We start from the raw sequence: 26951 nt of genomic DNA on the forward strand, positions 1-26951 counted from the left end.
CTCTGGCAGTAAGAAGATAAAATGAGAAACTTCAATTATTTGAAACCTTTACTTATTCCGCCAGTTTTAGTGTGGGAATATGGGTTTGTTTCATTATTATTAGCAACTGTCCTTTCTAGAGGAATTGCTGCGGGATACGCTGCGTTGATTCCCCAGAAATATTCCCAGCTAACAGTTGGAAGCATTACGTGGGAGGTAGGCTCAAAAAATCCTGATTACCTAATTCTGCTGGGGTTTGTAGTGGGATTTTTTGCCATCTACCTAGGATTTCGCCTATTTGCAGAGTCTATTCGAAAACACAATGGTATAGCTGCAGAATCAGCCCATCGTCAACTATTGATCTATTCCATGATTCCAGTCTGCCTCTGGATTGGAAACATTTTCCTAGTTAGCATACCTACGTTAGAGCTAGTGATTGTCTCTACCGTATTGGTCATACTAACGATCGCATTTTCCGCAGGTTTACTAGCTAAGAACTTGTGGTTTGAGATGGGCGATCGCTACCTTGCTTGTGTGGGTAGCAGCTTGCTTATTATTTTATTAGGCTTGTTTAATGGTATTGCTCTCTGTCTCGCAATAGGTCGCCTTAACTTAAGCTGGCAACTTACAATAGATACAGTCATTATTACTGCATCTGTCATTACCATTGCTTTAATCATTGCGCTGTTAACAATTTGGTTGCTAAAACGAACTGCAGCTGACCCGTTACTATTAAAGCTAAGTCGTTTATTAGTTATTGCTCAAGGCTTTTTACCTCTTTGCTTTTTTGTTTTACTGCCAAACCCTTGGACAGATGGGAAAACGAAATTTTACGGCTTTCCAATTGCAATCGCGCTTTACGTTTTGATCATCAGTTTGGTTGTGATTTCATGGGTTGACTTGGTAAAACGCTTTCAGAAAATCACCTTATCTGAGCAAGCGCGCATCTCATTTTCTGCGGTTTCGCCAATTTGTTTAATTGCATTACTGCTGTATATCAAAGCACCGATTGTTGGGGTGAGTTACCTTCCCGCAGATGACTACCACTGGGGTGAATTCATTCTACCTTTTTGGTTGACTCAAACCTTTGGCTTTATTCCTTATCAGGATTATGAACCTGCGCGAGGATTGGTGAATTATGTTTTGGGACTATTTGCGAACCTGTTTCTTGATGGAACTGCCGCATCTTATATGGCAATATCTGGAAAAGCGATTCTGTTTTTGCCATTTTTTGCGATCGCATTCTTTGCAATTTCTCCCTCCATTGGCTTGATGCCTACATTTTTAACCTTGGTGTTGATGCCTAGCCCCGGAGGACTGTTTGAAATTGACTTAATGGTTACGGCAGGACTTTGTATTCTGGCAAATACGTTCCTCAAACAAACCCCGATTACTTGGTTACTCACTTGGTTAGCGATTAGCATTGCTTTGATTTTATTTGCCCCAGGACAAGGAGGATTATTTGTAATTTCAACGCTTCCTTTAGTCGCTTTTGTTAGTTATCAATTGATTCGGAGCGATCGCAAAGCGTTGATGCGGACGGCGATCGTCACAGCAATTATTTTCTGTATCATTGCTTTACTAACACCCCTAGATGAAATGTTGCTTGGTGCAATCCGATACGGTGCCGAACAATCTTCTCTCAACAGCACGGCTTATGGCGTGGAATGGTTCAAAAGCCGGGGGAGCCAAAGTTTCTTAACCTATCCACTGTGGGAGTTTGTTCGCACAGCTTGGATTGTAGGGAGTGTTGCAATTGGGCTACTAATCTATCGAGTTTTAGTTGAGAAAAAGTCGATAGATACGGCAAGCTTTTTAGCATATTCCGTTCCAATATTCTTAATTACACTACTACTAATTCCGCGATCAGTGGGTCGAATTGATCCGGGGTCAATGTCTCGATTAGGAAACACGACTGCTTGGGTGATTTGTTTGCTCTTGCCAATTGTCTTATTGATTGCATTTGAACAGAAAAGAAAGCCACTGATTTTAATTTCGGTTGCCTTACTAGGTGGCATTGTTTCATCAGCTTTGCAAGGGTTGCCCAGTTTTGAATTAGCCGTGCGGCAACCTGTTGAAGCCATCAATGTTACGGGAATGAATTTTGTAGATGGCAACAGATTCGGTATGCCAGGTCTTAATAAAGGCATTGTTGAACCCGATCAGTTGAATCGATTGCTAACCTTAAAACCATTGCTCAACGGTTTAATTGATTCGGGAGAAACCTACCTGGATCTCAGTAACCGCGGTGCTCAACATTATTATTTAGGCTATCCTTTACCCATTCAATCGGGTTCTCCTTATAACTTGATCCACACAAATCAGCAGCTTCGAGCCTTAAAAAAATTAGAAAATAACCCACCTCCTGTCGTCTTAGCCTATGCTTCGTCAGGTTATTTTGATGGGGGTTCTGCCGCGTTGCGAACCCATTTGCTCTATCGGTTCGCAGCAGAAAATTATGTTCCGTTTGCGATCGATCAGTTCATTTTGTTGGTGCGTCCTGATCGCGTAGATCGATTGAAAAAGCTCAATCTTTACCAATCTATAGGCAATGAACTGCCCGCGAATGGATTAACTGAAACTATACGAGAAATTCAACTGCGGTTGTTAGAAAAAGCATTTCAAGTTCCGTTTATGGATGGATTGCCCAGTTCGTGGGGGCGATCGCTCAGTTCGCTTCAATCCCAAATTCGCCCTGTGGCAAAAATAGATGAAAAAACTCCCATCGCACTCAACTCGTTAAAACAAACTGATAGGAATCACTACAAAGTCACTGGAACGCAGCCCAGCTTAAGCCTAGATTTGCGCGCCTTGAAACTAGATGGGCGAGATGCAGGATTGCTGGCATTCAATTTCTCTTGCCAGTCTAGTAAAACTCCTTCTGCTTTAAAGGTGTTGTGGGGTAGCCAAACGGATGGCGCACCTGACCCAAATATCTCAATTCAATTCAAGCCTAGACCAGGGATGCAGTTAGTGCCGTTGGATGCGGCTCCGCGCTGGCTGCTTGCTAAAGGAATTTCCACTATTCAAGTTGCTTTAGACAATCCAGCTTGTACAGACTTTATGCTGAAGGACATCGCTTTGTTTCAACGCAGTGAGGTTCGCGAAAATCGCCCATGAAAATTCCTGTTTTGTTTACCCTAGTGACTTGTTTTTGTCTTTCTATCGTTTGCACAATCCTAGTCTCGGTTCGGGCAATCGCGGCACAGCCCAAACTATTCATCGCCTATCCACCGCCTACCCATCAAACGACGGCGAACAAAATCTTTTTTATTGGTACGGCTCCAGTGAGTGGACCAGTGTTGGTCAACGGACAGGCAATCGCCCGCAGCGCCGCTGGACATTTTGCCCCTAGTTTTCCGCTTCAGATTGGAGCAAACCAGTTCACCTTTCGCTATGGCACGCAAGAAATAAAGCGCACCGTTACCCGAGAAACGAGCGGTGTCACTTTGCCGGTTGGCAACACCTTTGCCAAAGATTCCCTCACACCCGCCGTAAACATTGGCAGGCTACCGGATGAGTTAATCTGTTTTGGCGCGATCGCCCCACCTGGAGCCACCGTTGGGGTTCGCTTAGGCACCAGTCAAACCGTGCCGCTTCAACCTCAGGCGCAGTTTGTCGAATTGCCGCCGAATTCAGCGCTGTTAACCCAGCAAAATCAACCCGTTACCGTTAGTGAAGCAGGATTTTACCGGGGCTGTGGACGCACTGTGTTAATTGGGGATTTGGGCAGACCTGTATTTGAACTAAACTTGGGCGGTAATACCACACGACAACTGGGAACGGGCAATATCCAAATTCTTTCGCCCACGCAGCTAGAAGTAGCAGAAGTCACCGCCGACATTGGCACCGCACGCACAGGACCCAGCACCGATTACTCTCGCCTAACTCCGTTGCCTAAAGGTACACTCGCAAGCGTCACAGGCTATGAAGGCGACTGGGTGCGATTGGATTATGGTGCCTGGATTAAGCGCCAGGAAGTGCAAGTGCGTCGTATGGCGGTTCCGCCCACTTCTTTAATTCGGAGCGTCAAAGCAAGATCCGCAGGCAATTGGACAGAGATTGTGTTTCCGTTACAGGTGCCTGTTCCGGTGACTGTGCAGCAGGGCGATCGCACCTTCACCCTTACCCTCCACAACACCACCGCCCAAACAGATACCGTCAGGCTAGACGACGACCCGTTAATTGCTCGTCTGGACTGGCAACAAAATCAGCCAGGGCAGGTGCAATATACCTTTAACCTAAAAACAACTCAGCAGTGGGGCTACACGCTGCGGTATGAAGGCACCAGTCTAGTGCTAGCGCTCAAGCATCCACCCAATGTGAAAAGTGGTGGGAAAAACGCGATCGCAGCAAAACCTCTTGCCGGGACGAAAATTCTGCTTGACCCAGGGCATGGAGGACCCGAAGATTTGGGGTCAGTCGGTCCCACGGGGCTGCCAGAAAAAGCCGTAGCATTAAAGACTTCCAAACTACTAAGAGACGAATTGATTCAGCGTGGCGCAACCGTGGTGATGACCCGTGACAAAGATGCAGATGTAGGGCTGCAAGACCGTGTGAACCTAATTGCTACATCACAGCCAACCCTTGCCCTGAGTATTCACTACAACGCTCTCCCAGATAGTGGAGATGCAATCAAAACTCAGGGCATTTCAACTTTTTGGTATCAAACTCAAGGTCACAGTCTGGCAGTGTTTTTACACAACTACCTGGTCAAAACGCTTAAGCGTTCTTCCTATGGAGTGTTTTGGAACAATTTGGCATTGACTCGCCCATCCACCACTCCAGCGGTGCTGCTAGAGCTAGGGTTTATGATTAACCCCAATGAATATGAATGGATTGTGAATGGGACAGAGCAAAAGAAACTAGCACGAGCGATCGCTGATGGAGTCACCGCATGGCTATATAGTCGCTCGTAGATTAGACATTTTTAAGAATAAGTTTAAGAGTAAAAGAAAGGTGTTTGGCACACTGCTAGACCCGTGATATGAGGCAAACTGCACCCGCAGGCAGACTAAATTACAGACCCAACCCATGGTCATTTCGTCCATCCAGAAATGTATCCGAAACTCATAGCGGATGTCGCTAAGGCACAAAACCGACTCGCGATCGCTTTTTGAAAGAGTCAATACTCTTATGACAGATGATTACGTTTACATTAGCGATATTGCAAATTGTATAACCACACAAGAATGATAAAAATTGCGATCGCCCAACTCAACCCTACCATCGGAGATATTGCTGGCAACGCCCAGCAGATTTTAGCGGCGGCGCTCCAGGCATCTGAGCAAGGCGCACAGTTACTTCTCACACCAGAGCTTTCCCTCTGCGGCTATCCGCCCCGTGATTTATTGATGCATCCCGATTTTATTGAGTCGATGGCGATCGCCCTAAATCAGCTAGCCACCGACCTGCCGCCTCAATTGACTGCCTTGATTGGCATTGTCACAGTCAACCCCCAAGCCAGACAGGATGGTGGCAAGCCGTTATTCAATAGCATGGCGTTGGTGGCAAACGGATGCATTCAGCAAGTGTTTCACAAGCGCCTACTGCCTACCTACGACGTGTTCGATGATGACCGCTACTTTGAATCGGGACAGGAAGCCAGCCATTTTTGGTTCACTCCTAGTCCCGTTCGGCTGACGACAGAACAAACTACTAGCCCTCTCCACGTCGGCGTAACCATCTGCGAAGACCTTTGGAACGACGAAGAGTTTTGGGGCAAACGCAATTATCAGGTCAACCCGATCGCTGACTTGGCAGATCTTGGAGTCGATCTAATCATTAATCTTTCGGCATCACCTTTTACCGCAGGCAAACAGCAGTTGCGGGAAGCTATGTTGAAGCACGCTGCCACCCGGTTCAATCAGCCCTTCGTGTATGTGAACCAAGTTGGTGGCAACGATGACCTGATTTTTGACGGGAATAGCGTGGCATTCAATCGACAGGGAGAATTAATTTGCCGCGCTTATGCCTATGCCACTGATCTAGTAGTGGTGGAATATGACCTGGAAGCGAAAGATTTAGTCGCCATGCCAGAGGAAATTGCCCTGCCTCCCGAAGATGAAGATCCGGAAATTTGGGGAGCTTTGGTGTTGGGTGTACGCGATTATGCCCGGAAGTGTGGTTTCAGCAAGGCAGTGATTGGATTGAGCGGTGGGATTGATTCTGCTTTAGTTGCCGCGATCGCTGCTGAAGCCTTGGGTGCAGAGCAGGTACTCGGTGTGCTAATGCCTTCGCCCTATAGTTCTGACCACTCCGTCAACGATGCGCTGAAATTAGCAGAAAATCTGGGCATCCATACGCACACCTTAGCGATTGGCGAACTGATGACTGGCTACGATCACACGTTGGACAGCATGTTCACCGGAACTGAGTTTGGCATCGCCGAGGAAAACATCCAGTCCAGAATTCGTGGCAACTTGCTAATGGCGATCGCCAACAAATTTGGGCAGCTACTCCTGTCCACAGGTAACAAATCTGAAATGGCAGTCGGCTATTGCACCCTTTACGGCGACATGAATGGCGGTCTTGCCGTCATCGCCGACGTGCCCAAGACCCGCGTTTATTCCATCTGCGAATGGCTAAATAGAAGGGCGAACAATCAGACTTTCTCTTCTCTTCCTGCTGTTATTCCCACCCATATCCTGACCAAGCCGCCCAGCGCCGAACTTAAGCCGGGACAGGTGGATCAAGACTCCTTACCTGCCTACGAGGTTTTGGATGATATCTTGGCGCGACTGATCCAAAATCAGCAAACGCCCGACCAAATTGTGGCGGCCGGACACGATCCCGCGATCGTCAACAAAATCATTCGCCTCGTCTCCCGCGCTGAATTCAAACGGCGGCAGGCTCCCCCCGTACTCAAAATCACCGATCGCGCCTTTGGTGTGGGCTGGCGCATGCCGATCGCTAACCGCTGGCTGCCTGCAACCGGTCAAACCTCTGCGATCGCCCCCTTAGAATCGAGTCAGTCTAAACAGTAGTTTGCGCTGGGTTTTAGCAGGTAGCGCGGGGCTATCTGTTGATCTTTGAGACAAGCCCCCACAAGATTGTTTGTGGGACATTTACAATTTTACAGGGGCATCCTATCTGTAATTACTGTTTACTGTAGGTACAGTGTGGGATTTGAAGTTGTAGAATCCAGCGTGTTAGAACTTTTCAAAATGCCGATCCAGGAACTTGCAGGTTTTGCTGATCACTATTACCTTGCTGAAACCGCAAATCTTTATGACTCTATGAGCTGGGGTGCGAGTGGGCTTGAGTTGCATGGATTAGTCAGAATAACGCCGAAAGAGCTTGAACGTGTAAAAAGGTTTATCTCCGTTGCTAGATACGGTATCGCAGTCAACAACTGTGAGCATTTTGCTAACTATGTCCTCCATGGCATTATATGTCCTCCATGGCATTAATTTTTCTTCCCAGCAACACACATGGTGGAAATGCTTAGGGGCAGAAGTTATTAGTCTTTTGCAACCAGTCCAGAGTTTACAGGACAACCACAGTAGCTTCATGAGCCAACAAGTTGCAGAAGTGCTGAATGAGAATTTAAGACAAGTGAAGCTTGAGAAAGTAAGACAAGAACGTATCGAGTTTTGGAAGTCCAGAGGAATTGATGTTAGTAAGGCTTGTTGCTTTTTCTGGGTTCTATATAATGCAGCCAGCTAGCACTTCACGGCAGCAGATCGACGAAAGCCACGCCCCTATTTAATTCACTTTACCTTCCACTTTTAATCCCGCGATCGCGCCTGCCTCCACATTAAGGGGCTGTTTGCTGGTGTTGTGCAAGTCGAATTGTTCGTTGTCGCTGAAGGAATTTTGCCTGAGGGTGGGGCTGGCGTTGTTGGTGACCACGATACCGTCTCGTCCATTGTCGGTGATCTTGTTGGAGGTGAGCATGGGGCGTGAATCGCCGTTGATCACCATGCCGTCTTTGTTTTGGCTAACCTGATTACGAATGAGGTTGGGCGTGGCGCGATCGCTAATCGACACGCCAAAGCCGTTATAGCGCACCGTATTGCCTTCCATGGTGCCGCCACTGTCACGGGTAAAGGAAATGCCATTGCCGCCGTTTTGCTCAAACAGATTGTTGCGAATCATTGGAGTGGCAGTGCCCGAAGCAAACACACCTTCGCGATCGCTGCCTACAAAGCGATTGGCTTCAATCAAGGTTGCACCTGCTTCGACCCAAACTGCCGTGCCGCGAGTATTCGGATTGGTCAGGCTTACCCCCACAACCTGACTGCCATCGGTCGCCACTATCGTTACACTTTGCCCTGCCCAACTGGGGCTGAGAAACTTACCGCCTCCGGTAATTTGAATGCCCTTACCCTGAGATTCTGGGTTGCCTCGCAAAGTTACACCTTGGGGCAGCTTTAGCGGAAATACCTCGCCTGTTTCCGCACTGTAAGCACCAGGACTGAGTTGAATGGTCATGCCGGGACGCACTTGGGCGATCGCCTGGGTAATGGTCTTAAATGGCGATTGATCCTTGCCCTGATTGCGATCGCTACCATTTTTAGCATCCACATACAAAATTGTGGGTAAGGGCGCTGGCTTCTGCGGCTCAACAGACTTGGAGCTAGGGTCATCTGCTGGTGGAGTCCACTCTGGCTCTGGATTGTTGCCAATCATCGCATCGTTAGGCAGAATCGTTCTCAGCACCCGTCCCATGCTGTAGTTAACCCGTACCGTCTGTTCCGCCTGAATTTGCTTTAGCACCGCTTGATAGATACCTGCTCGCGCTTCCAATTCTCCCGCACCACACACCAAGGTATACTTCACGGCTCGATAAAGCTCCGGCGAACCAATCCGTTCCCCCGTTTGGCGACTCTCTGCCATTTCTCTAGCCGTTGGCTGAGTCGGCACGGCTGAATACCACACCCCATTTTCCTGGGTGCCGGGTTCTATCGGTTTAGCTTGCGGCTTGGGCGGCTCTACTTTGCCATTGCGGGTTACCAATTCGGCACTGCCAAACTCGACGAGACGCTGATTGTTTGGGTTCTGGCGGTTGCGATCGCTATAGTAGTTGACTCGCCATGCTTGAGTTGCACGAGCGATCGCCTCTGTACACTCCGTTTCACTCACCAACCCACCCTCCGGCGTACAGCTAGCCAGCGATACCACTGCCCAACCCATTGCCAATCCAACAATCGACTGCTTCATCAAGCTAATTTTTAACTCCCACTTCACCAAGGTCATTTTTAATATCCCAAACCCTGCATTTCACCCAATAAATTACTCCCATCAACCCTGCGGACATTCCCTGAAATGGACGTTTCGCATTAGAATCTAGTTGTAAAGTTCTGTTTCTGCTAGATGAGAGGTTCCCATTGCGGAACGTGTAATCCGTCCAGGTAACGACCTTGCAGAAAGGCTTTAGATCCTGATCCTAGATTTAGTAAAGAGAAGAACTCATGGCATTTGAACAGTCCCCGCTACCCTACGACTTTAACGCGCTAGAGCCATATGGCATGAAAGCCGAAACCTTTGAATACCACTATGGCAAACATCACAAAACCTATGTGGACAACTTAAATAAGCTCACCGATGGCACCGAATTGGCAAGTTTGCCCCTGGAAGAAGTCATTAAAGTTACTTACAACGATGCCAGCAAACAGGGTGTGTTTAACAACGCCGCTCAAGTTTGGAACCACACTTTCTTTTGGAACAGCCTCAAGCCCGGTGGTGGTGGCGCTCCTACAGGTGATCTCGCTGCTCGGATTGACAAAGATTTCGGCAGCTTTGACAAGTTTAAGGAAGAGTTCACTGCTGCTGCCACCACTCAGTTTGGTAGTGGCTGGGCTTGGTTAATTGATGACAACGGCACCTTGAAAGTGACCAAAACTCCCAATGCGGTTGACCCTGTGGCAGAAGGTCAAAAGGCGTTGCTGACTTTGGATGTGTGGGAACATGCCTACTACATTGACTTCCGCAATGCTCGACCCGCTTTCATCAAGAACTACTTGGATAATTTGGTGAACTGGGATTTTGCTGCTGCTAATCTAGCTGCATAAACTGCTCAATTTTCCAATTTCCTGAAAGCTAGCCCTTCCATCAGGAGGGGCTTTTTGCAAGGTTTAGGAACGAACAATCTTTACGAACGAATGACCAAAGATATTTCAAGTTTGCCGGAAATTGATGTGTTAGGAACGCCTCTTGGCTGGCGGCAAGGAACGGGAGATTGGGCAGGTGTCCGTGCCGCGATCGCTCGTGGGGATTCGGTTCAGGTGATTCAGGAAGCTGGGTCAACCCTGTGGCAAGCCGCTTTGCCAGCCCATCATCCGTTTCAATTTGGGTTTCCAGAATTCACTGCCGAGGTGCGAGAAGACCGACCAACCCCAAAGCGAGAGTGTGGATCAGTCCGATTCAGCGCCGCTTTGGGCATAGCGTGGAATTGCCCAAAGTACAGTGGCATCCACGGGTGCTGTGGGTCGGCGTAGGCTGTGAACGCGGTACACCCCAAGTGGTCATTGCCCATGCCATTCACCAAGCCCTGCGGACGCACCACTTGGCAGCAGGCGCGATCGCTGGAATTGCCACCATTGATCATAAATCCGATGAAGTTGGACTTGTAGACTATTGCCGCGAGCAAAATTTGCCGCTCAACTGTTTTTCAGCCCAAAAGCTGCAAGCGATCGCGGTTCCCAATCCCTCTGCAATTGTAAAAGCTGAAGTAGGAACTCCCAGCGTTGCCGAAGCCGCCGCCATCCTCGCCGCTCTAGAGTGTCTATCTCCGCACTCCGCACCCCGCACTCCCCAACCTCTTCTAGTCTCAAAACAAATCTTCCGGCTCCCCGATCACTCCGGAGCCGTGACGCTCGCGATCGCCCAAGCTGAGCAAGAATACACCGATCCAGTGATCCCACTGGCTTGAAGCACTTTATGATTGAGTACAGCAGAATGATTACACTAAAAGATGCTCTGTCGCGATCGCTGTCCATGCTGACTCATCATCCGTTTCTCTTTTCCCGGCTTAGTCGTTGGCTGGTTGGGGTACTCTGCGCGATCGCCTTTCTCTGCGGCACTTTGCCCGCCGAAGCTGCTCCTATTGGGGCAAAATATACTAAGCAGTACGCTCCGCCACCCTCCTATAGCAACGCTGAGTTAAAAAATCAGGACTTTTCTGGACAAAACCTGCGCGTGGCAGAATTTTCCAATGCCAATCTTAACGGGGCAAATTTCACTAACGCAGATTTGACGGGTGCCGTGCTGAGTGCCTCTACGATGGTTGAAACGAACCTGCAAGGAGCCGATTTAACCCAATCTATGATGGATCAAGTCAGAATGACTCGCACTAATCTGCAAGATGCTGTTCTGGTCAACGCCATCCTGCTTCGCACCAACTTTGATCATCCAGAAATTGCCGGGGCAGATTTTACCGAGGCCATTTTGGATGGTGCCCAAATCCGCCAGTTATGTAAAGTGGCTGCGGGCACTAACACGAAGACTGGAATCTCCACACGAGAATCCCTCGGCTGCTCTTCCTAAACCTGTTCTTTTTAACTTAGATATATGACAGTACCAATGTCCCAAGATTCTGTGACATCTTCGCAAATCTCGGTGCAACGGGTGGGAGTGATCGGCGGCGGACAACTCGCCTGGATGATGGCAGAAGCCGCTGAGAAACTAGGGATTGAATTGTGGGTGCAAACGCCAAGTCATACCGATCCAGCGGTGGCGATCACTGCCCAAACTATTCTTGCGCCTGTTGATGACGCGATCGCAACTGCTCAACTTGCCGTCCACTGTGATGTGATCACCTTTGAAAATGAGTTTGTGAACCTCCCAGCATTGGCACACCTTGCCCAGCAAGGCACCTGCTTTCGCCCTAGTTTGGATGCTCTTAGACCGTTGCTCGACAAATACGATCAGCGAACCCTCATGGAAAGCCTGGGATTGCCGACTCCCTCCTTCACCCTGAAGGAGCTAGCTCCTCACGCAGAATCTTTTCCAGTGGTGCTTAAAACCCGGCGGCATGGCTATGACGGGCAGGGCACTTTCATTGTTCATACCCCAGCCGAATTAGAAGCAACCTTGGCTGATTTAGCATCGGTGCCAGTGCTTTTGGAAAAGTTTGTAGCTTTTGAACAAGAGCTTGCTGTGATGGCAGCGCGCTCGCAAGCTGGAGAAATTGTCATCTATCCCATTGTGGAAACGCAGCAAGAGAACCAAGTTTGTCGCCGGGTGATTGCGCCTGCGAGGGTCAATCAATCAACCACCACATTGATTGAAAAAATTGTTCGGACCTTATTGACACACCTGCAAGTGGTGGGCATTTTTGGAATTGAGTTTTTCTTGACGAAAGATGGCACGGTGTTGATCAACGAGATTGCACCCCGCACCCATAATTCTGGACACTACACCTTGGATGCCTGCGAAACGTCTCAGTTTGAGCAGCAATTAAGAGCAATTTGTGGTTTGCCGCTGGGTAGCACTGCGATGACCTCAGCCGGAGCTGTAATGGTGAATTTGTTGGGATATGAGCAATCAGAGAGCGATTATGCGACTAAGCGGCAAGCGCTGGCAGCCTTTCCTCACGCCCATGTTCACTGGTATGGCAAAACGGAATCTCGTCTAGGGCGCAAGTTGGGGCATGTGACGGTGCTTCTAAATGAAGCAGACGCAATGCAAGACCAAGCGATCGCAATTGCTCACCAGATCGAATCTCTTTGGTATTCATCCTAAGATGCAATCCGAATAAAAAGGTTGCTTCGCATGATCTTAATAACGGTTGTGATTTCTAATCGAAATTGGGCTCAATTCACCTTTTTCATCACTCTTCCTTTCACCCGTAATGCCCCAATGGCGGTTATCTCTCTCCTAAGAAAGGCATTTCTTAAAAAGGCTTGCGCTACTATTAGGTTGTGCTAATATCAATAGCTGAAATTGATGCTTCTACAGCGCTAAAAGAACATCTGATTTGTCGAAGAACGATGTTTGAAAGTAGCTAAAGCTAACGGAAAGACCTTGAAATCTGTAATTTTGCAGTCATTCAATAAATTTTCGGAAAAGTTTTTAGGAAGCTTGTTGTTAGAAACTTGTTAGAAATTCACACAATTAATCCATGATTACAGATGATATGAATCAGCAGGTTATTCACCCGCTGGCTAAATTGCAGCGTCAGGTGCGATCGCTGGTTGAACGTAAATTGCTCAAACCATCCGATAGCATTTGGAAAATCGCACTGCTATATGGCGATGATTGGGCATTCCTAAAGCAAGAATTGCTTGACTATGAATTTACTATGCAAGATCCCGTTAGTGAACTAATGCTAGTCGAAAGATGGGATGACGAAGAGTAAGAGATTAGTGTTGACAATTTACAGGCAAGCTTTCAGTGCCTGACTAAGTTCTTGAGCAGTTTGATACCGCTCTTTGATATCAGTTGCTGTTGTTCGTTCAATTACATCTCGTAAGCTTTTGGGAATTCGCACTTCTTCGTCTAGCTGCAATCGCATTGTTTTCCCCTGTTTTTTGTAAAATCGCTGGGGACTAATGCTAGTTAGCAAAAACACAAGAGTTGGAGCGATCGCGTATAGATCGGACTGAGGCACCGGTCGCCCCTGCACTTGTTCTGGAGCACTATAGCCTTCTGCCCCAATGCGAGTACCTGGCGCGATCGCTAGTGCTTTCACCGCACCAAAATCTAGCACAGCAATTTGGTTATCTAGATTGCGCACTAACAGGTTGCCAGGTTTAATATCGCGGTGAATTATAGGAGTAGAACGAGTGTGCAGGTAGGTCAACACTTCGCACACTTGCACCATCCAGGCGATCGCTTCTTGGATCGAAACTGCCCCTTGTTTGCGAACTCGTTTCTCTAAATCCTGTCCATGGATCAATTCCATAACCAGATATTTTTTGTCAGCTTCCATAAAAAAGTCGTAATAGCGAGGAATGCCAGGGTGACTCAGCGCTTTTAGAGTGCTGGCTTCTCGCTCAAATAGTTCTTGCGCTTTAGGAATTTGTGCCACATCGGCATTCATTTCCTTTAGCACTTGCAGCTTCCCCTCGGGCATCCCACTCGATTTTGATAAACCCGTTGGGTTCCATACTAAATAAGTGGTGCCCATGCCTCCTCGACCCAAAACTCTCAGGACTTGGTACTGGCGAACAATTTTATCTACTCGAATAGGTTGGCCACAGTGAATACAAAACAAATTATCGGAGGGATTGCCCGTGTGGGTGCAGCGCGTCGGAGCAGATTGTCCTCCAGTTAGTGGAGCCGCAATTCCTGTAAAGATTGTTTCACGAATCGCAGGTTCCGCCAGCAGTTGAAGTGCCTGAGAAGTTGAAATGAGCGCTGTTTGAAACCGTAGGGTAGGACCATTTTGGGCCAGCTGAATCAACGCGTCGTTGACAAGGTTCTTTTGGGCGATCACTTCTCCGTCAACAAAGGTGCCGTTATTGCTGTGGTTAATCAATTGCCAACTCACCCCTGCCTGACCTGAGCCTAGGTGAGCCTCTACTCGACGAAGCTCCAAATGCTGCCGTGAGACTACGGCCTCGCCCAACATAACGTGGTTGTCAGGCGATCGCCCAACCCGAATGATCGTTTCATGGTCGAATTGCCATTGCCGCAGAGGGGTGCGGTTTTGAGGATGCAACAGGGTCAAAATAACCCTTAGCTGACTGGCTACCATGAATAGATGTCAAGCACCGTGAATGGATTGGCTTATCGCAAGTGTTCTAGGCTAGGACGCACTTTCGCACGAATGGCGATCGCAGAAATGTTGTCATGACCATTGTAGCTATTTGCCAGTTCAATCAATTCCCCTACGCCTTTATCAAGATTAGTTTGAGAACTTAGCAACGGCTGTACGTGGGTTTCCCAATGATTTTCTAGTAAGTCATTGTCAGATAATCCATCGGAACAGAGCAGCAAGATCATATCTTCATTGAGTTCAAAAAACTGGACATCCGGTTTAACAAAAGGTTCATCCCGTGGTCCAAGTGCTTGAGTTAACTGATAAGCATCAGGGCGACTATAGGCAACGTCGGGGTCAACGCCTCGTTGAATTTCTCGCTGACCCACCTCATGGTCTACGGTCACCTGCTCCAAGCCTCGTTTGCGAGTGTAACGATAAAGTCGGCTATCCCCAACATGGGCAACTGCCACTTCTGTATCTTGAATCAAAACCACAACCAGGGTCGTCCCCATGCGTCCACTGCCAGAGCAAGCGTTTTCCTGGTTTACGTCATAGATCGCCTTGTTCGCACTTAGAACCGCTTCCGTCATCATTGCAACATTGGGCAAGTCATTAATCCCTGCGCTAGGAAAAGGAGAGTCCTGCCACTTCTCTTTGAAATATTTGCGAATTGTGTCTACGGCGAGGGCACTAGCAACTTCACCGCTGGCATGTCCACCCATCCCATCACACAAAATGTAAAGATTGCGAGCATGAATCGTCTTACCAGATGGGCTTTCTAGTTTGCTGACTTGAATATCGAGTCCAAAGTAGTCTTCGTTATGATCTCGTTGTCGCCCAACATCGGTGCGTCCCACTTCTTCCAGGTTAAAGAGTTGCATGGGTAAGACGATGGTTGGCATGTCGTCATTATCTAACGGATCATCATCTTCAGGAGGTAGCGTGACTGCCATGCCATCAGATACAGGGTCGGTTAACTGGTTGGCTGTTCCATTGACATCAAGATTTGAGGCTACCGCTACCGAACTAATGAAGGGCTCTAGCGGTTGGGTGGGCGGGCAAGCGTCAGGTTGCAATGAGTCTGCGATCGCTTCAATCCGCGATCGCACTGCATTCACCGTTTTCAAAGTACCATCTTCCACATCAGCTAAAAATTGAGATACAGGCTCTAGCTGAGTCCGTTGAGATTCTGCAAACATCGCCTGCCAATGCTTGCCTAAATGGTGTAGCGTCAGGATCTGCCCAGGAGGATTGGGATAAAGCCGCTGAAGCAGTAACGTGTCATCCTCAACATCTGCTCGTAAATTGCTAGAAATTAAGACGCTCTGTTGACATTGCCAGGGTTCCAACGCATGCCAAAGCTCTGTCATTTCATAAAGCCATTGCAGTACTTGCAGCAATGATGGAAACCGCTCTTGATCACACCATACATCCATTAAAAGCGGAAAGTGAGAACGATCTTCTAACAGTAATACATCTTGATCATTCCATTTCCAGGCGTTGTGAATGGCTGGCAGGACGGGATAGAGATCTCGATTGAGGGCAACATAGGGCTGGGCAACTTCTGGAATCGCCAGCGCATTCATTGAATCTGTCCACCCTTCTGCACCGGGAGTAGCAAATTCTAAAGCTGGATTCTGCGATCCTGTTTCGTCCGAGTCCTGTTGCAATACCAGTGCTTCTAACAAGGACAACTGAAAGGGTTGGCAATCTAGCACTTGCAGTTGCCGTTCTCCCAATTCATCAACTGCCGGAAGCGCATCGGTCAGCTCATAGCGTTGCTGGAGATCTAAGTATCCATTGGAGCCTGTCGCCAAAGCTGCGGTGTCCTTTGAAGGAGCTAGCTCAGCGGCAGGATAATGAGTCGATAGAATTGCCCACCATGTGACCCCAGCTATGGCATTGCAGACTTGACAATTCATTTGGTCGAACGGCACCAGACTGCTGCACTCAGGGCAGGTATTTTGCACGAGAGAAGTCCCACACTTTTGGCAAAACTTGTTTGCCGTGGGATTTTCAAACTGACAATGGGGACAGACCAACATGATGAACTTTTCCTCAATTCCCGGCAGGTCAGATGATTAATGTCACGCAGGAACGGCTGTAATGGTGTCTTTTGCCTTTTTCTTAAAGAACACCTTAGAGAAAACCTTTTATCTTCTCTCAACAAACTGTAATAGCTTTTCTAGTGTCCATTGCAGAATTTTTGAGACGGTTCCCTTAGCAAATAAACCTGAAAACGAGAGTTTAATCTATTTAAACAGTATTCGCCAGATAAATCTCTGACTTACAGGTTGTTTGCAGATTATGAAGCTTTAAGAAATAGATTCTAAGGGGCGATCGCTGCTTAAAGTGACGGATTACTTCATCTTTAGTCTTAACAGATACTCATGCATTCTTCCTCTTTCAGGTATTTTCTGTATTAAGAATTTCAAATTTGACTATATCCGACACATTTCCTTCAATCCGGTTACTTCGGCACGGGTTAATTCACGCCATTGCCCCGGGTTTAGCCCTACTAGACTGAGTTCGGCGATCGCTACACGAACCAGTCGCAGAGTTGGGAAGCCAATTGCAGCAGTCATCCGCCGCACCTGACGATTACGTCCTTCGGTCAAGGTTATTGCTAACCAAGCAGTGGGAATGGTTTTGCGGAAGCGAATCGGAGGATCGCGGGGTGGTAGAGGTGGTTGATCAGGCAACAACTCGATCGCAGCGGGACGAGTCTGGTAATCCTGTAAGGCAATGCCTTGCCGAAGCTGCTGGAGAGCGCATTCATCGGGCACACGCTCAACCTGCACCCAGTAAGTGCGAGGATGCCGAAACTTTGGGTCACTCAAACGATGTTGAAGCTGCCCATGATTGGTGAGTAAAAGCAACCCTTCACTGTCATAGTCAAGCCGACCAACGGCATAGATATCAGGAATTGGAATGTAGGATTTGAGGGTGGGACGATTGCCCTCTGAATCGGTGAACTGGCAAAGAACGTTATAGGGCTTGTAGAACAGCACATAGCGATGCGGCTCTACCACCGCATTTTTTGGATTTGCCAGCTTAGCTGATTTTTTTCCCATGCCCATCGTTTCTACGGCTTCTATTCGATTTTGACCCGAAATTGAGCATATCCTACGTTGTTGCTAGGCGAATTGGGCAAATTGCCCAGGTTGAAAATGAGGGAGCCATTGGGGTTGTTTTGGTCGCTACAGGGATTGTTGGCAGGTAGGGGCGCTAGGGGAGTAAAAAATTCTCCAGCGATCGCCAAGGGTTGGCTGCCAATGCGAACGCGGTTAGTGCCAAAGATGAAGCGTGTACCGGGCGGAATTTGGTCGCATAGGTTGACTGCATTGATGTCTGTGCGCCCATCCGACAAGAAATAAACTGTATATTCCACTTCGTCGCCGGGTTGGAGCGGATTGCTACTGCTCAAACTTGCTGCGCCAACGGGTGCGCCTTGGGGCACAAGTTGGCTCCAGCCCGGTGCTGTGTCGTCGGCACTGGTGATGACGAGTGCCCCAAAATTCACGCCACTGAGAGATACACCACCCCGTAACACGTTGGTAATCCGTTTTGCCAAGCGCAACCGGGCAGGCCTTAGGGACACAGAGGTGGGGAGGTCTTCTCCCGCTCCACCAGGGTTACGATCGCCATTTAAATCAGGATTAGTGCCGTCGGTAGAGCGATCGCTGATGGGTTCTCCACCAGGACTTAACCCTGTCGCGATCGCGGTATTTTGAAACGGTCCCAAATTCTCGGCTCCGTCACCCGGCGTGATAATCACTTCAAAGCTCACCGTGGCGCTGGTTTCTCCTGCCAAAGTATCAGTGCCGACCAACACGTTTTGATCGGTCGTGCCATTAAACCCTGGATTGACCGTTAGCGTCGGGCTTCGCAAATTTCTGATCGCATTCACCGTTACCCCCGTAAACGCGATCGCCAAATTATCTTGAAGCTGAAGATTACGAATGGCATATTGATTGGATGCGGTTGCTGGCGCAAAATTTTGCACTACTAACGTATAAGGAATGCTGAAAGTACCATCTGGATTTTCTTGTGGGTTTCCAGCTTGTTTGGCGATTCCCAAATTGGGAACACATTCTCGCAATCCAGCTGCTGTGAAGCCAAAATCGTCTCCGAAAACAGTATTCGCTTCATCAATAATTCGCAGTTCTAAAGCCGCTTGATCGGGCGTGGTTCTGAATAATCCCTGCACCCGTGTCCACTGTTGAGGAGTGGTGACAGTGATACCCGCCAAGTTTGGCACAAACGCCGCCTCAGGTCCATTTGGCGGACCTGCCAAGTATCGAATCACAGGTGGAGCGCCCAATGTGCCTATGCTAAGCAAATTGTAAAAGTAGGCGCTGAAGTTGTAGGCAACATTGGGCACCAATCCATTGACAACTTGTTGCCAGATCAAGGGGTCAGGAAAGGCAGATCCGCCTGCCACGTTTTGAGCTGGGTTGGAGTAAAGGAACGTATTAGAGGGCGGAACTCGATTGAGCGGATCGCCCGGAAATGGGTTTGCTGTGACCACACCACCGGCATACACAATCGGGTAAGGCCCTCCTTGAATGGACAATCCACCAATTGGATCATTGGGATAGACGCTGTCTCCCCGATAGGGCAAATCGCTAGAAAATCCAAGGCTAGGGGGCACAGCAGCAGGCGCGGTTGCGACTCCATCGCCAGTACCTGCATTGCGGCTGAAGGTGCCATTGATCACAAAATTTCGACCACCTTCTTGGGTACCCCCTGGGCATCCCTGAGTTCCTTCAAATACTTGGGCACGAATCGGTTGAGCAGACAGCTGTAAAACAAGTGGCACAAGAAAACCACTGGCTACGGTAGAGAGAGCGATCGCCCTAACTGCGGTCGCTTGAAAAACGGAACCCATTTTTTCCCTCGCATTTCAGCGTAAAACATGAGCGGCTTAAGGTGTAGATGCGCCCTGTCAAGCTAAAGGGGAGGAGGATGCGTTTCGCGCAGGGATAAAAACATCACCAAAATGCTAATTGCCTAAACACCTCCAAAAGCAGTAGCTCTAACGCCGACCTCATGCGATCGCTAGAGTAAGAATTTAGATTCAGAATTTAGAAGTGTATCAGGTTTCAGATGCTAAGTTTAAGACTCTGCGGTGCTAATTGATCCTGACTCGAAAGCGGACAAAGCCCACATTGACTGCTGGCGTACTGGGCACCTCGCTTAAGTTGAAAATGACTGCTCTATTATCTCCCTGATTGGGCAACTGGCTAGTGAAGCCGGTTGAAGGGTTAAGTTCGGGATTGTGAAGCACCAGGCGGCAATAGAATCAATCAGCGTTCAATTTGCAGGTCATCTTCCTGAACGATGATTTCGATGTCGCGAACGTCTTTGTAGAGAAATTCGGCGCGGCGATCGCGGGCAAAGTCCAGCTTATTTCTGCCAGGGGTTGCCGGTTGACGTTCCCCCACAGAGCGGATGGTCATGCGCTCAGCCGCAATCCCTTTTCTGAGTAAGTAGTTGCGGGTGTTCTGGGCACGCCGTGCGCCCAACGCCAGGTTATAAGCATCGGTAGCGCGGGGATCAGTGTGTCCCACAATGCTGACCAAAACCATAGGGTTTTCTTGCAACACTTGGGCAATTCGATCCAGAACTCTAGCGCTGGCGGGACTGATAAAGTCTTTATCCAGGGCAAAGTGGATGCTTCGGGGCACCTTTAGCACAATCGGCGTGGACACAGTAGGAGGCTCCGGTGGCGGCGGTGAAAGGGTGACACAGCGTGGTGCAGAGGTGGGTGAGACCGGGCGGGTTGAGTCTGTGCTGCTGGCTGCAATTGCCCGAATCTGAGCGGGAACCGCAGGCTCGGAGGTGCCATAGCGCGGATCAGTGGCGATCGCGCTAATTTGTTCACCTAGTTTCAAGCCGCTGAGGGCGGCGGTAAATTCGCCCTTGCTGTCGGTTTCCGCTTTGGCGATTGGCTCAGTTAAGGAGTTTTCGCTGCCAGCACTGGTCACTCGATAAATTTCAATGGCTGAGCCAGGATCCGCTTTGCCGTAAATTTGGATGGGCGCGGTTTGGGGCTGTCCATCAGTACTGGCGAGGGCGACGAAGTTGCGGGTGATGAACTGGGGCGGAGCGATCGCGGCGTTCCCCGTCTCCAAACGGCGGAAGAAATTATTGCGGGGTGGATTCAAGCCATCCCCCACCTGATAATCCAGCACATTCGTATTTTGCTGGGTCAACAAGTCGATGCTCAGCCCTTCTAAGCCAATAAAGCGATTTCCAGTAATGATTGCCCGTTGACTGTGAGGCACCGCCGCCACAACCACCCCAGGACCCGTTTGATAACTCACCTGATTATCAGTCACCTGATGATTATTGCCCATCAGGTACACGGCAGCGCGGCGCAGACGACGACCGTTATAGGTGATTTGGTTCTCGCGAATTTGCACCGCACCATCGGGCTTAAACAAATACACAGCGCTGCCATCGTTGCCACAAATCACATTGCCCGTAATCTGAGCCTGGTCAACATTGCCTTCTAGCCGAATTGCATCGGGCATGCCGGCTACACCGTTCGCCAAAATAGCATTTTCGGTGACCCGTAAATCTGTCGCTTTCACCGAGGTAATGATGGCGCTACCCTCGTGATCGGCAATCCAGTTACGCCGAATGATGGTGCCTGTGCCGTTGAAGACAGACACCCCAAAGGCAGAGCGAATTCCGGTGGTGCGCCCCGAACCATCAGCAGACGGAGGAATGCCCAGCCAGTTATTTTCAATCAGGGTGCCTTTTGGCGGCAGATCATCGGGATAGAAAGGGGCAAAATTGGCTGGAATCCGCTGTTTGCGAATATCTGCCGGCGGCAAACGATGGGCAATAAAAATGTCCGCAGGTGGCGTTGTCGGGGTGTTGGGTGTAGCCCGAGAGGGCTCTTCATGGTTGGAAGTAAACCCATAGAGGCTTAAGCCCCGGATGGTCACGTCATCGGCTGCTACCGTTAAACCGCGAAAGATCAACGCGCCGTCAGCCGGGGTGATTGCTACCGTCGGAATAGGCAGGGGCAATTCGATAATTGCGGAGCGATCGCCCTTGTATCCGGGCTGTGTCGCACCATCAATGATCAATCCTGTGGCAAGCGGCGGTAATTCCTCAGCTAAGCGAATGGTGGTGTCGCCCGTTAAGTTAAAGTCAATCCGCGATCGCTCGGTGCTAGGGCTAACTTGCATTTTTTCAGCATCGCTCAGCCTATCCATAGGCAATGTGCCATTCACAATCGAAATCGCTTCTCGCAGCGTCATCTCGGCATTGGGCTGAATTCCATCTTTGGCACTATTCACAATCACTCGCAGCAGGCGATCGGGTTGCGCCAAGGCTGAGGTTGCTGATGCGATCGCTAGAAAAGATGCGATTACAGAAATTCCCGGTCGAACCGAGCGTTTTGCACAATCCCTAAGAAAATTGCGCCAAGCCACAAAGCAAGATTTCGGCTGACTGCTGTGCAAATGATTCACTCCTCTTTTGATCACTGCGCCACCTCCTCAGCAGTTTGGGATGCTACAGGCGCTTGAATGAAATTAGATGATGGCAAGCTAGAAGATGGGGGAGTCGTATTCGGTTGATTTGCCAGCGGCTTCACCAGAGACTCTTGCTGTTGCGGTGGAGCCACTTTGCGACCGGGCAAGGTAACGCCGAATCCGCTCAGCAGTTGATCTAGCTTCAGGCTGAGGGTAACGTACACCCCGTCTTTATTGCGACTCAGGTCGCGATCGTTTGCTTGCCCGAAGTTGTAACCCAGCGCCACTCGCAGGTTGGGGTTGAGGTAATAGCCCGCTTCCACCGCCAACCCCACTTCATCAAAACCGATCATCGATTGACTAATCCAGCGCACCTCACCCGCTACGTCTATCCGATAGCCAAGACGATAGGCAGCCCGAAGTTGCCCCAAGGTAATAGAATTGGTGCCCAGCAAATCTTTTGCTAGATAAGACTTGGTGCTTCGTAGCGCAAACTTGCCGTAGAATTCCCAGCGCCAGTTTGGTGCATAAATTGTTTCTAGTGCTACCAGATGCACGTTAGACCCAGTGCCCGTGCCAAACAAAATCGTATCGGGCGTAAGGGCAGGGTTTTGGCGATATTCATAGCGCAATAGGGCGTTAAATTTATCATTGCTTGGGTTGCGGTATGCCATACCTAGCTTCAGATTGACCGTATCTGCCAAGCCGGAATTCGTCAGCAGTTGGTTGGCAAAATTGCCCTGCTGATAACGCCCTAAAACAGTAAATGAATCAGATAACTTTCCGGCTGCTCCCGCCGAAATGACCATCGTGTCATTGCTACCTTCCCCATCACGATATTCAAATCGACCGTTGGCTTTGAAATTAGGATTGTCGATGTAATCTAGCCCAACGTTATAGCTGGTGTAGGCTGAAAGTCCCAAGGAAGATGCGCTTTGCCCTGCCGCGATCGGTTGGAGAAACTGCTGCCCCGCAGCGGTGTAAGGAACCACATCCCCCGAAATTCGCTCTAAGCCCAGGCTGGCCCGTAAGCCTGGTGCAATTAAAACACGGTGACTCATCCCCATTGCCGCCTGACTGGACCAGCCATTAATTCCATTGATTAAGGAATAGCGGTTAGTAAAGGTGGTGTCATCGGACAGGCGCTTGTCCGACAAAATATCCAGGCTGGTGAATGAGTTATCTCTCAGTTGGGCGGTGCTGCCAATAAACTGCTGTGCCAGACGCACAGTGACATCTTTGTCTGCTGCCCAATCTAAGCCGATTGTTGTGCGGTTGGGATACAGTGGGTCAGGGCTATTGCCCAGATTGCGCTCATCTTGAACCCGGAAGGTGAGGGCTTTGAGAATGGGATAGTTAAGCCGAGAAATGAACTGGTTTGTATCAGCCTCTAGCAATTGAGGAAAAACGCGATCTTGACGCGATCGCCGGACAAAATCCACGCCTAGCTCAATCGGTCCCAACTTTTGCAGCACTCCCGCCCGCACTGTGGTGAGACTGTTATCTACCCTGCTGCCTGGAATTGGCTCAGTGGTGGGATTAAACAAATCTCCAAAGCCTGATCGGGTGATTGCAGTAATGCCCCGCACCGCAGGCGCAATCCCAAAGTTGACTTCTCGATCAAACTGCACCGTTGCCTGAGTGGTTGGGGTGATTTTGGCTGCAACTTCTGCCCCATAACGGGTTTGCCCTGGCGTAAAGCTAGCTGAGGCATTATTCACAAAGCCAGATTCAACGGAGCGATAGAACGTCTTGCCCACCACTCCACGAATCAGGGTGCCTAACAGTTCAAATCGATAGGCATAGCCGCCAATGTCGCCTCGAAAAATCGAGTCGAAGTCAGAACGCGCCACTTCTCCAGTCAGTTGTGCATCTTTGCCCAAAGAGACCAAAAGATCCCCGCCATAAAGCTGAAATCGCTGATCGCCCTGGTTTTCTTGGAGGTAAGTGACCCCTGCCCAAATTTCTTTGCCCAGTTCTCGCGAAAAATTGTATTGGGCACGTCCAGCGTAGAGTTTGCCGCCATCTTTGAGATCTTCAAACTGGTAGGTGGCAATAATTCGGCGAACCAACGTGCGACCAAACGGATCAAATTCCAGGGCGTTGACGGTGCGCCGAAAGATAATTGCGCCGCGATCGTAATCAATATCGTAATCCGTGCCGCGATACAGTGGCTTACGCTCGACCACAGTGCCAGGACGGTTAAATTCTTCTGTTTCCAAGAAGATGTTCTCGCTGCCTCTAGTCAGCAAACGACGAGATAGATAATAGTAGCCGCTGGTGCCGTTAGGGGCGATCGCGTCTCGCTGAAACCCGCTGATGTTGTTGGCATACATCCCCGTCAGTTGCAAATCGCCCAGATTGTAGTTGAGCTTAAATCCATGCAGTTGGCGCGTGGTGCCGGTATAAAACTGCGAGGCTCTGGCAAACTCTGAAGTGGTATAGTCGCCCCACATGGCAAAGTCTGACCCTGCACCAATCGTGGGCGACGTGCGCTCTAGCTTGAAGTACACACTGTCGATCGAAGGCGTGAGGTAATCAACGGTGGAACTGTCGCCATAAACCGGATAGACCTGATCGCAAAATTGCGGATCCCGGAACAGCCGCGTTGCCCCAGAGCAGTCTTTATTTAAGGCGCGCTGGTTGTTGAAGGCTCCAGTAAACAGCCACTCTCCAATTCGACCTTGAGCAAAGGCTGCCGTGCTGAAATCAACTCGATAGCCTCCCTCTAATAGACTAGGGCGCAAATAATCTTCAAAACTGCCAAAGTAATCTAGCCCCCCTTGCCCTAACCGAAGATTGACTGCACCAGACAAGATAAAGGGGCGGAGATTGGTAATAAATTCGACTTGGCTATAGGCTTCTAAAGCCTTGTCTGCTGGATTGGGAGCCAGAAGATAGGGCGGTTTGTTCAAGTCTGGAAAGGGCACAACGGGCTGTTTCCGTTCTGATTGCGTCACCAGTTCATGGCGATCGACGGCTGCCCGAATCCGCACCATCTGAGCTTCTAGCCCTGACTGTAGCCTTGCTCGAAATACGCCATCCCGCGCCAGCACTTGAAAGCCAGGGCGATCTTTGTCGTGATCTGCCCCAACAAATTTACCGCTGCTGGCAGTGAGGGTGACTACAGCATTTTGGGCGATCGCTTGTCCTGCTTCATCCAAGATGCGCCCCTCAACGGGTAACACCGATCGCCCATCTGCTGGGATTCTGGACTGCTGCGTCGGCAAAAACTCAATCTTGGCAGAGGTTTCCTTGACGGTCAGGGTGATGCTAACGGGTGCGGCATCTTTGACTTGTGCCGTGATGGTGTTCTCTCCAGAGATCAGCGACACTCGATACCAGACCTGAGTCACCTGGTTGGTTGCCGGGTTTTCCTGAGTTTGGGTGGGCGTGGCTGGATCAAGCGGCTGCTGGTTGACCGTGATTTGAACCTTCGCTCCGGTTGAATACTGGACTACAAGATCAGTAAACTTTGCTCCAGTGATCAGATTAGTTGGGCTGAGAATTTGAATGGATGATGGGGATTGGGCGATCGCGCTTCGCTCGCCGGAGTCGTTCGCCGGAGTCTGGGATTGCCTCACTCCAGCCGATTTCACCTCAGCCGATTTTAATAGTGCCGCTGGAGTTGGCTCAAGATCGGCGGCTTTGACCGACGAAAGATTTCCTGTCTCAGCTTGAGCCGATCCGACTGGCTGCGTCTTTTCTAGATTTGCACTACTTGCAGGTGAGCTTGCTGGCTCCATAGCCTGAGCTGCCAGGACTCCAAGTGCCCCCGAAAGTGTGGTTAAAAGATTAAGACCGAACAGGGCAATTGAGTAAATTCGCATTATCGCTGCCCCTCCCTAAAGGTTGGCGTTACCGCAAAATTCATCCGCACCATACCCCCCGGCGATAACTTAACAAGGCGTGATGGGCTGTTTGCTTCAATCCGATACAGGTTTGGTGCCAGCGTGTATCCCGGCAGACTGGTTAAATCCAGTGTTCCTGAGCGATAGCCCGCGATCGCAAAGGGCAGAGAAAACAACCCATTAGAATCCGTCGTGACGCGGTTGCCGTCATCCATAAAAATGACCGCATTGGGAATTCCTGGCTCTCCGGTCTGTTGTTCTCCATCAAAGTTTTTGTCTGTAAACACCCGACCCACAACGGTGCCACAATCTGACAAGATGCCAGGACGGATGCGGAGTTGAGCGCTAGCCGTATTGCTTCGCACCTCTCCACCAGCCGCATTCCTAGCTGCGGCAACTACAACATTTTGCCCTGAGCCGCGGATCGAATCGGGTGAGAGCAGTGATGCATAAACAATTACTAAAGTCTGTTGAGGCGCAAGGGTTGGATAAGCAAAAGTAATCACCTGACCGTTTGTGGTCACGCTGGACAAAGCAACAGGCGTTTCTGGGCTACCCGCCGCGCCAAGTGCAGCCTTGGCAGAATTATTCAAATACCTAAAACCTAGAGGGAGTGTATCTGTCACAACCACATTTGTGATTGGACTGCCGCCAGAATTTTTGACAAGTAAGCGATAAGACACCGAGTCGCCCGGTTCTGCCGCACCGCGATCGGCAACTTTAATAATTTCCAGCCGCTCACTGATCAAAGGAACCGTCACTGTGTTTGAGCGTACTGTGCGAGTGGGTCCTCCCGGTGTACTTTGAAAACCTGCCGTTGCAGTGTTCGGAATCAAATTAGTTTGGGCGTAAGCAGCAAACCCTTGGTAGCTCAGACCGCCTGCAAACACTGTAAAAAATAGTGCACGCAAGGATCTAGCCCCCAACGATGATGTTGGAGTAGTCATCCAAAAAATCGGACCTTATTGTAAATGTCTA

Annotated in this window: 18 protein-coding genes; 10 read left to right on the forward strand and 8 right to left on the reverse strand. The window is 49.5% G+C overall.

From position 1 onward, the window contains the following. The first annotated feature begins 21 nt into the window (after nucleotides 1–21). The 4 genes from JOY44_RS05205 (at nucleotide 22) to JOY44_RS05220 (ending at nucleotide 7391) form a co-directional block, all read left to right on the forward strand. A complete protein-coding gene (locus JOY44_RS05205) occupies nucleotides 22–3099 on the forward strand; it encodes a hypothetical protein (RefSeq protein ID WP_171572633.1) in 3078 nt (1025 codons plus the stop codon). Next, a complete protein-coding gene (locus JOY44_RS05210; protein WP_171572634.1) occupies nucleotides 3096–4898 on the forward strand; it encodes an N-acetylmuramoyl-L-alanine amidase in 1803 nt (600 codons plus the stop codon). The genes JOY44_RS05205 and JOY44_RS05210 overlap by 4 nt, the downstream gene beginning before the upstream one ends. A 273-nt stretch (nucleotides 4899–5171) precedes the next feature. Continuing rightward, complete coding sequence (locus tag JOY44_RS05215; protein WP_197984969.1) at nucleotides 5172–6965, forward strand: NAD+ synthase; 1794 nt, start codon at nucleotides 5172–5174, stop codon at nucleotides 6963–6965. Between the two features lie 135 nt (nucleotides 6966–7100). Continuing rightward, a complete protein-coding gene (locus JOY44_RS05220; RefSeq protein WP_171572635.1) occupies nucleotides 7101–7391 on the forward strand; it encodes a hypothetical protein in 291 nt (96 codons plus the stop codon). A gap of 295 nt (nucleotides 7392–7686) precedes the next feature. On the opposite strand, the gene JOY44_RS05225 is transcribed toward JOY44_RS05220, so the two are convergent. Then, a complete protein-coding gene (locus JOY44_RS05225) occupies nucleotides 7687–9180 on the reverse strand; it encodes a DUF1565 domain-containing protein (RefSeq protein ID WP_203031939.1) in 1494 nt (497 codons plus the stop codon). A 215-nt stretch (nucleotides 9181–9395) separates the two neighbouring features. Between JOY44_RS05225 and JOY44_RS05230 the strand changes: the two genes are divergently transcribed. From JOY44_RS05230 to JOY44_RS05250, 6 genes are all read left to right on the forward strand, one after another. Beyond that, on the forward strand, nucleotides 9396–9995 hold the full coding sequence (locus tag JOY44_RS05230; protein ID WP_171572638.1) for a superoxide dismutase: 600 nt from the start codon (nucleotides 9396–9398) through the stop codon (nucleotides 9993–9995). A 54-nt stretch (nucleotides 9996–10049) separates the two neighbouring features. Continuing rightward, nucleotides 10050–10421, forward strand: coding sequence for a cobalamin biosynthesis central domain-containing protein (locus JOY44_RS31280; protein WP_242541717.1), 372 nt, complete (start codon nucleotides 10050–10052; stop codon nucleotides 10419–10421). Then, a complete protein-coding gene (locus JOY44_RS31285) occupies nucleotides 10370–10855 on the forward strand; it encodes a cobalamin biosynthesis protein (protein WP_197984971.1) in 486 nt (161 codons plus the stop codon). The genes JOY44_RS31280 and JOY44_RS31285 overlap by 52 nt, the downstream gene beginning before the upstream one ends. Before the next feature lie 26 nt (nucleotides 10856–10881). Beyond that, the gene (locus JOY44_RS05240; protein ID WP_197984972.1) at nucleotides 10882–11469 is read left to right on the forward strand and encodes a pentapeptide repeat-containing protein; all 588 of its coding nucleotides are present in this window, start codon (nucleotides 10882–10884) and stop codon (nucleotides 11467–11469) included. A gap of 36 nt (nucleotides 11470–11505) precedes the next feature. Further along, nucleotides 11506–12666, forward strand: coding sequence for a 5-(carboxyamino)imidazole ribonucleotide synthase (locus JOY44_RS05245; protein WP_171573712.1), 1161 nt, complete (start codon nucleotides 11506–11508; stop codon nucleotides 12664–12666). Nucleotides 12667–13045: 379 nt separating this feature from the next. Beyond that, nucleotides 13046–13282 (forward strand): DUF4327 family protein, encoded by a 237-nt coding sequence (locus JOY44_RS05250; protein ID WP_197984974.1) that lies wholly within the window; start codon nucleotides 13046–13048, stop codon nucleotides 13280–13282. A gap of 18 nt (nucleotides 13283–13300) precedes the next feature. On the opposite strand, the gene JOY44_RS05255 is transcribed toward JOY44_RS05250, so the two are convergent. The 7 genes from JOY44_RS05255 to JOY44_RS05285 form a co-directional block, all read right to left on the reverse strand. Next, nucleotides 13301–14623, reverse strand: coding sequence for a protein kinase domain-containing protein (locus JOY44_RS05255; RefSeq protein WP_171572639.1), 1323 nt, complete (start codon nucleotides 14621–14623; stop codon nucleotides 13301–13303). A 32-nt stretch (nucleotides 14624–14655) separates the two neighbouring features. Beyond that, the gene (locus JOY44_RS05260) at nucleotides 14656–16674 is read right to left on the reverse strand and encodes a serine/threonine phosphatase (protein ID WP_171572640.1); all 2019 of its coding nucleotides are present in this window, start codon (nucleotides 16672–16674) and stop codon (nucleotides 14656–14658) included. A gap of 396 nt (nucleotides 16675–17070) precedes the next feature. Next, nucleotides 17071–17703 carry a pseudouridine synthase gene (locus tag JOY44_RS05265; RefSeq protein ID WP_197984975.1) on the reverse strand — a complete coding sequence of 211 codons (633 nt, stop codon included), beginning with the start codon at nucleotides 17701–17703 and terminating at the stop codon, nucleotides 17071–17073. A gap of 20 nt (nucleotides 17704–17723) precedes the next feature. Further along, nucleotides 17724–19520 carry a hypothetical protein gene (locus JOY44_RS05270; RefSeq protein ID WP_171572642.1) on the reverse strand — a complete coding sequence of 599 codons (1797 nt, stop codon included), beginning with the start codon at nucleotides 19518–19520 and terminating at the stop codon, nucleotides 17724–17726. A 418-nt stretch (nucleotides 19521–19938) separates the two neighbouring features. Beyond that, nucleotides 19939–22134 carry an OmpA family protein gene (locus tag JOY44_RS05275; protein ID WP_171572643.1) on the reverse strand — a complete coding sequence of 732 codons (2196 nt, stop codon included), beginning with the start codon at nucleotides 22132–22134 and terminating at the stop codon, nucleotides 19939–19941. Then, the gene (locus JOY44_RS05280) at nucleotides 22131–25952 is read right to left on the reverse strand and encodes a hypothetical protein (RefSeq protein ID WP_197984976.1); all 3822 of its coding nucleotides are present in this window, start codon (nucleotides 25950–25952) and stop codon (nucleotides 22131–22133) included. The genes JOY44_RS05275 and JOY44_RS05280 overlap by 4 nt, the downstream gene beginning before the upstream one ends. Continuing rightward, nucleotides 25952–26884, reverse strand: coding sequence for a DUF11 domain-containing protein (locus JOY44_RS05285; RefSeq protein WP_197984977.1), 933 nt, complete (start codon nucleotides 26882–26884; stop codon nucleotides 25952–25954). Before JOY44_RS05285 ends, JOY44_RS05280 begins: the two co-directional genes overlap by 1 nt. Between the last annotated feature and the right edge of the window lie 67 nt (nucleotides 26885–26951).

The organism is Leptolyngbya sp. Cla-17, assembly GCF_016807185.1.
Taxonomy (GTDB): domain Bacteria; phylum Cyanobacteriota; class Cyanobacteriia; order Leptolyngbyales; family Leptolyngbyaceae; genus ULC077BIN1.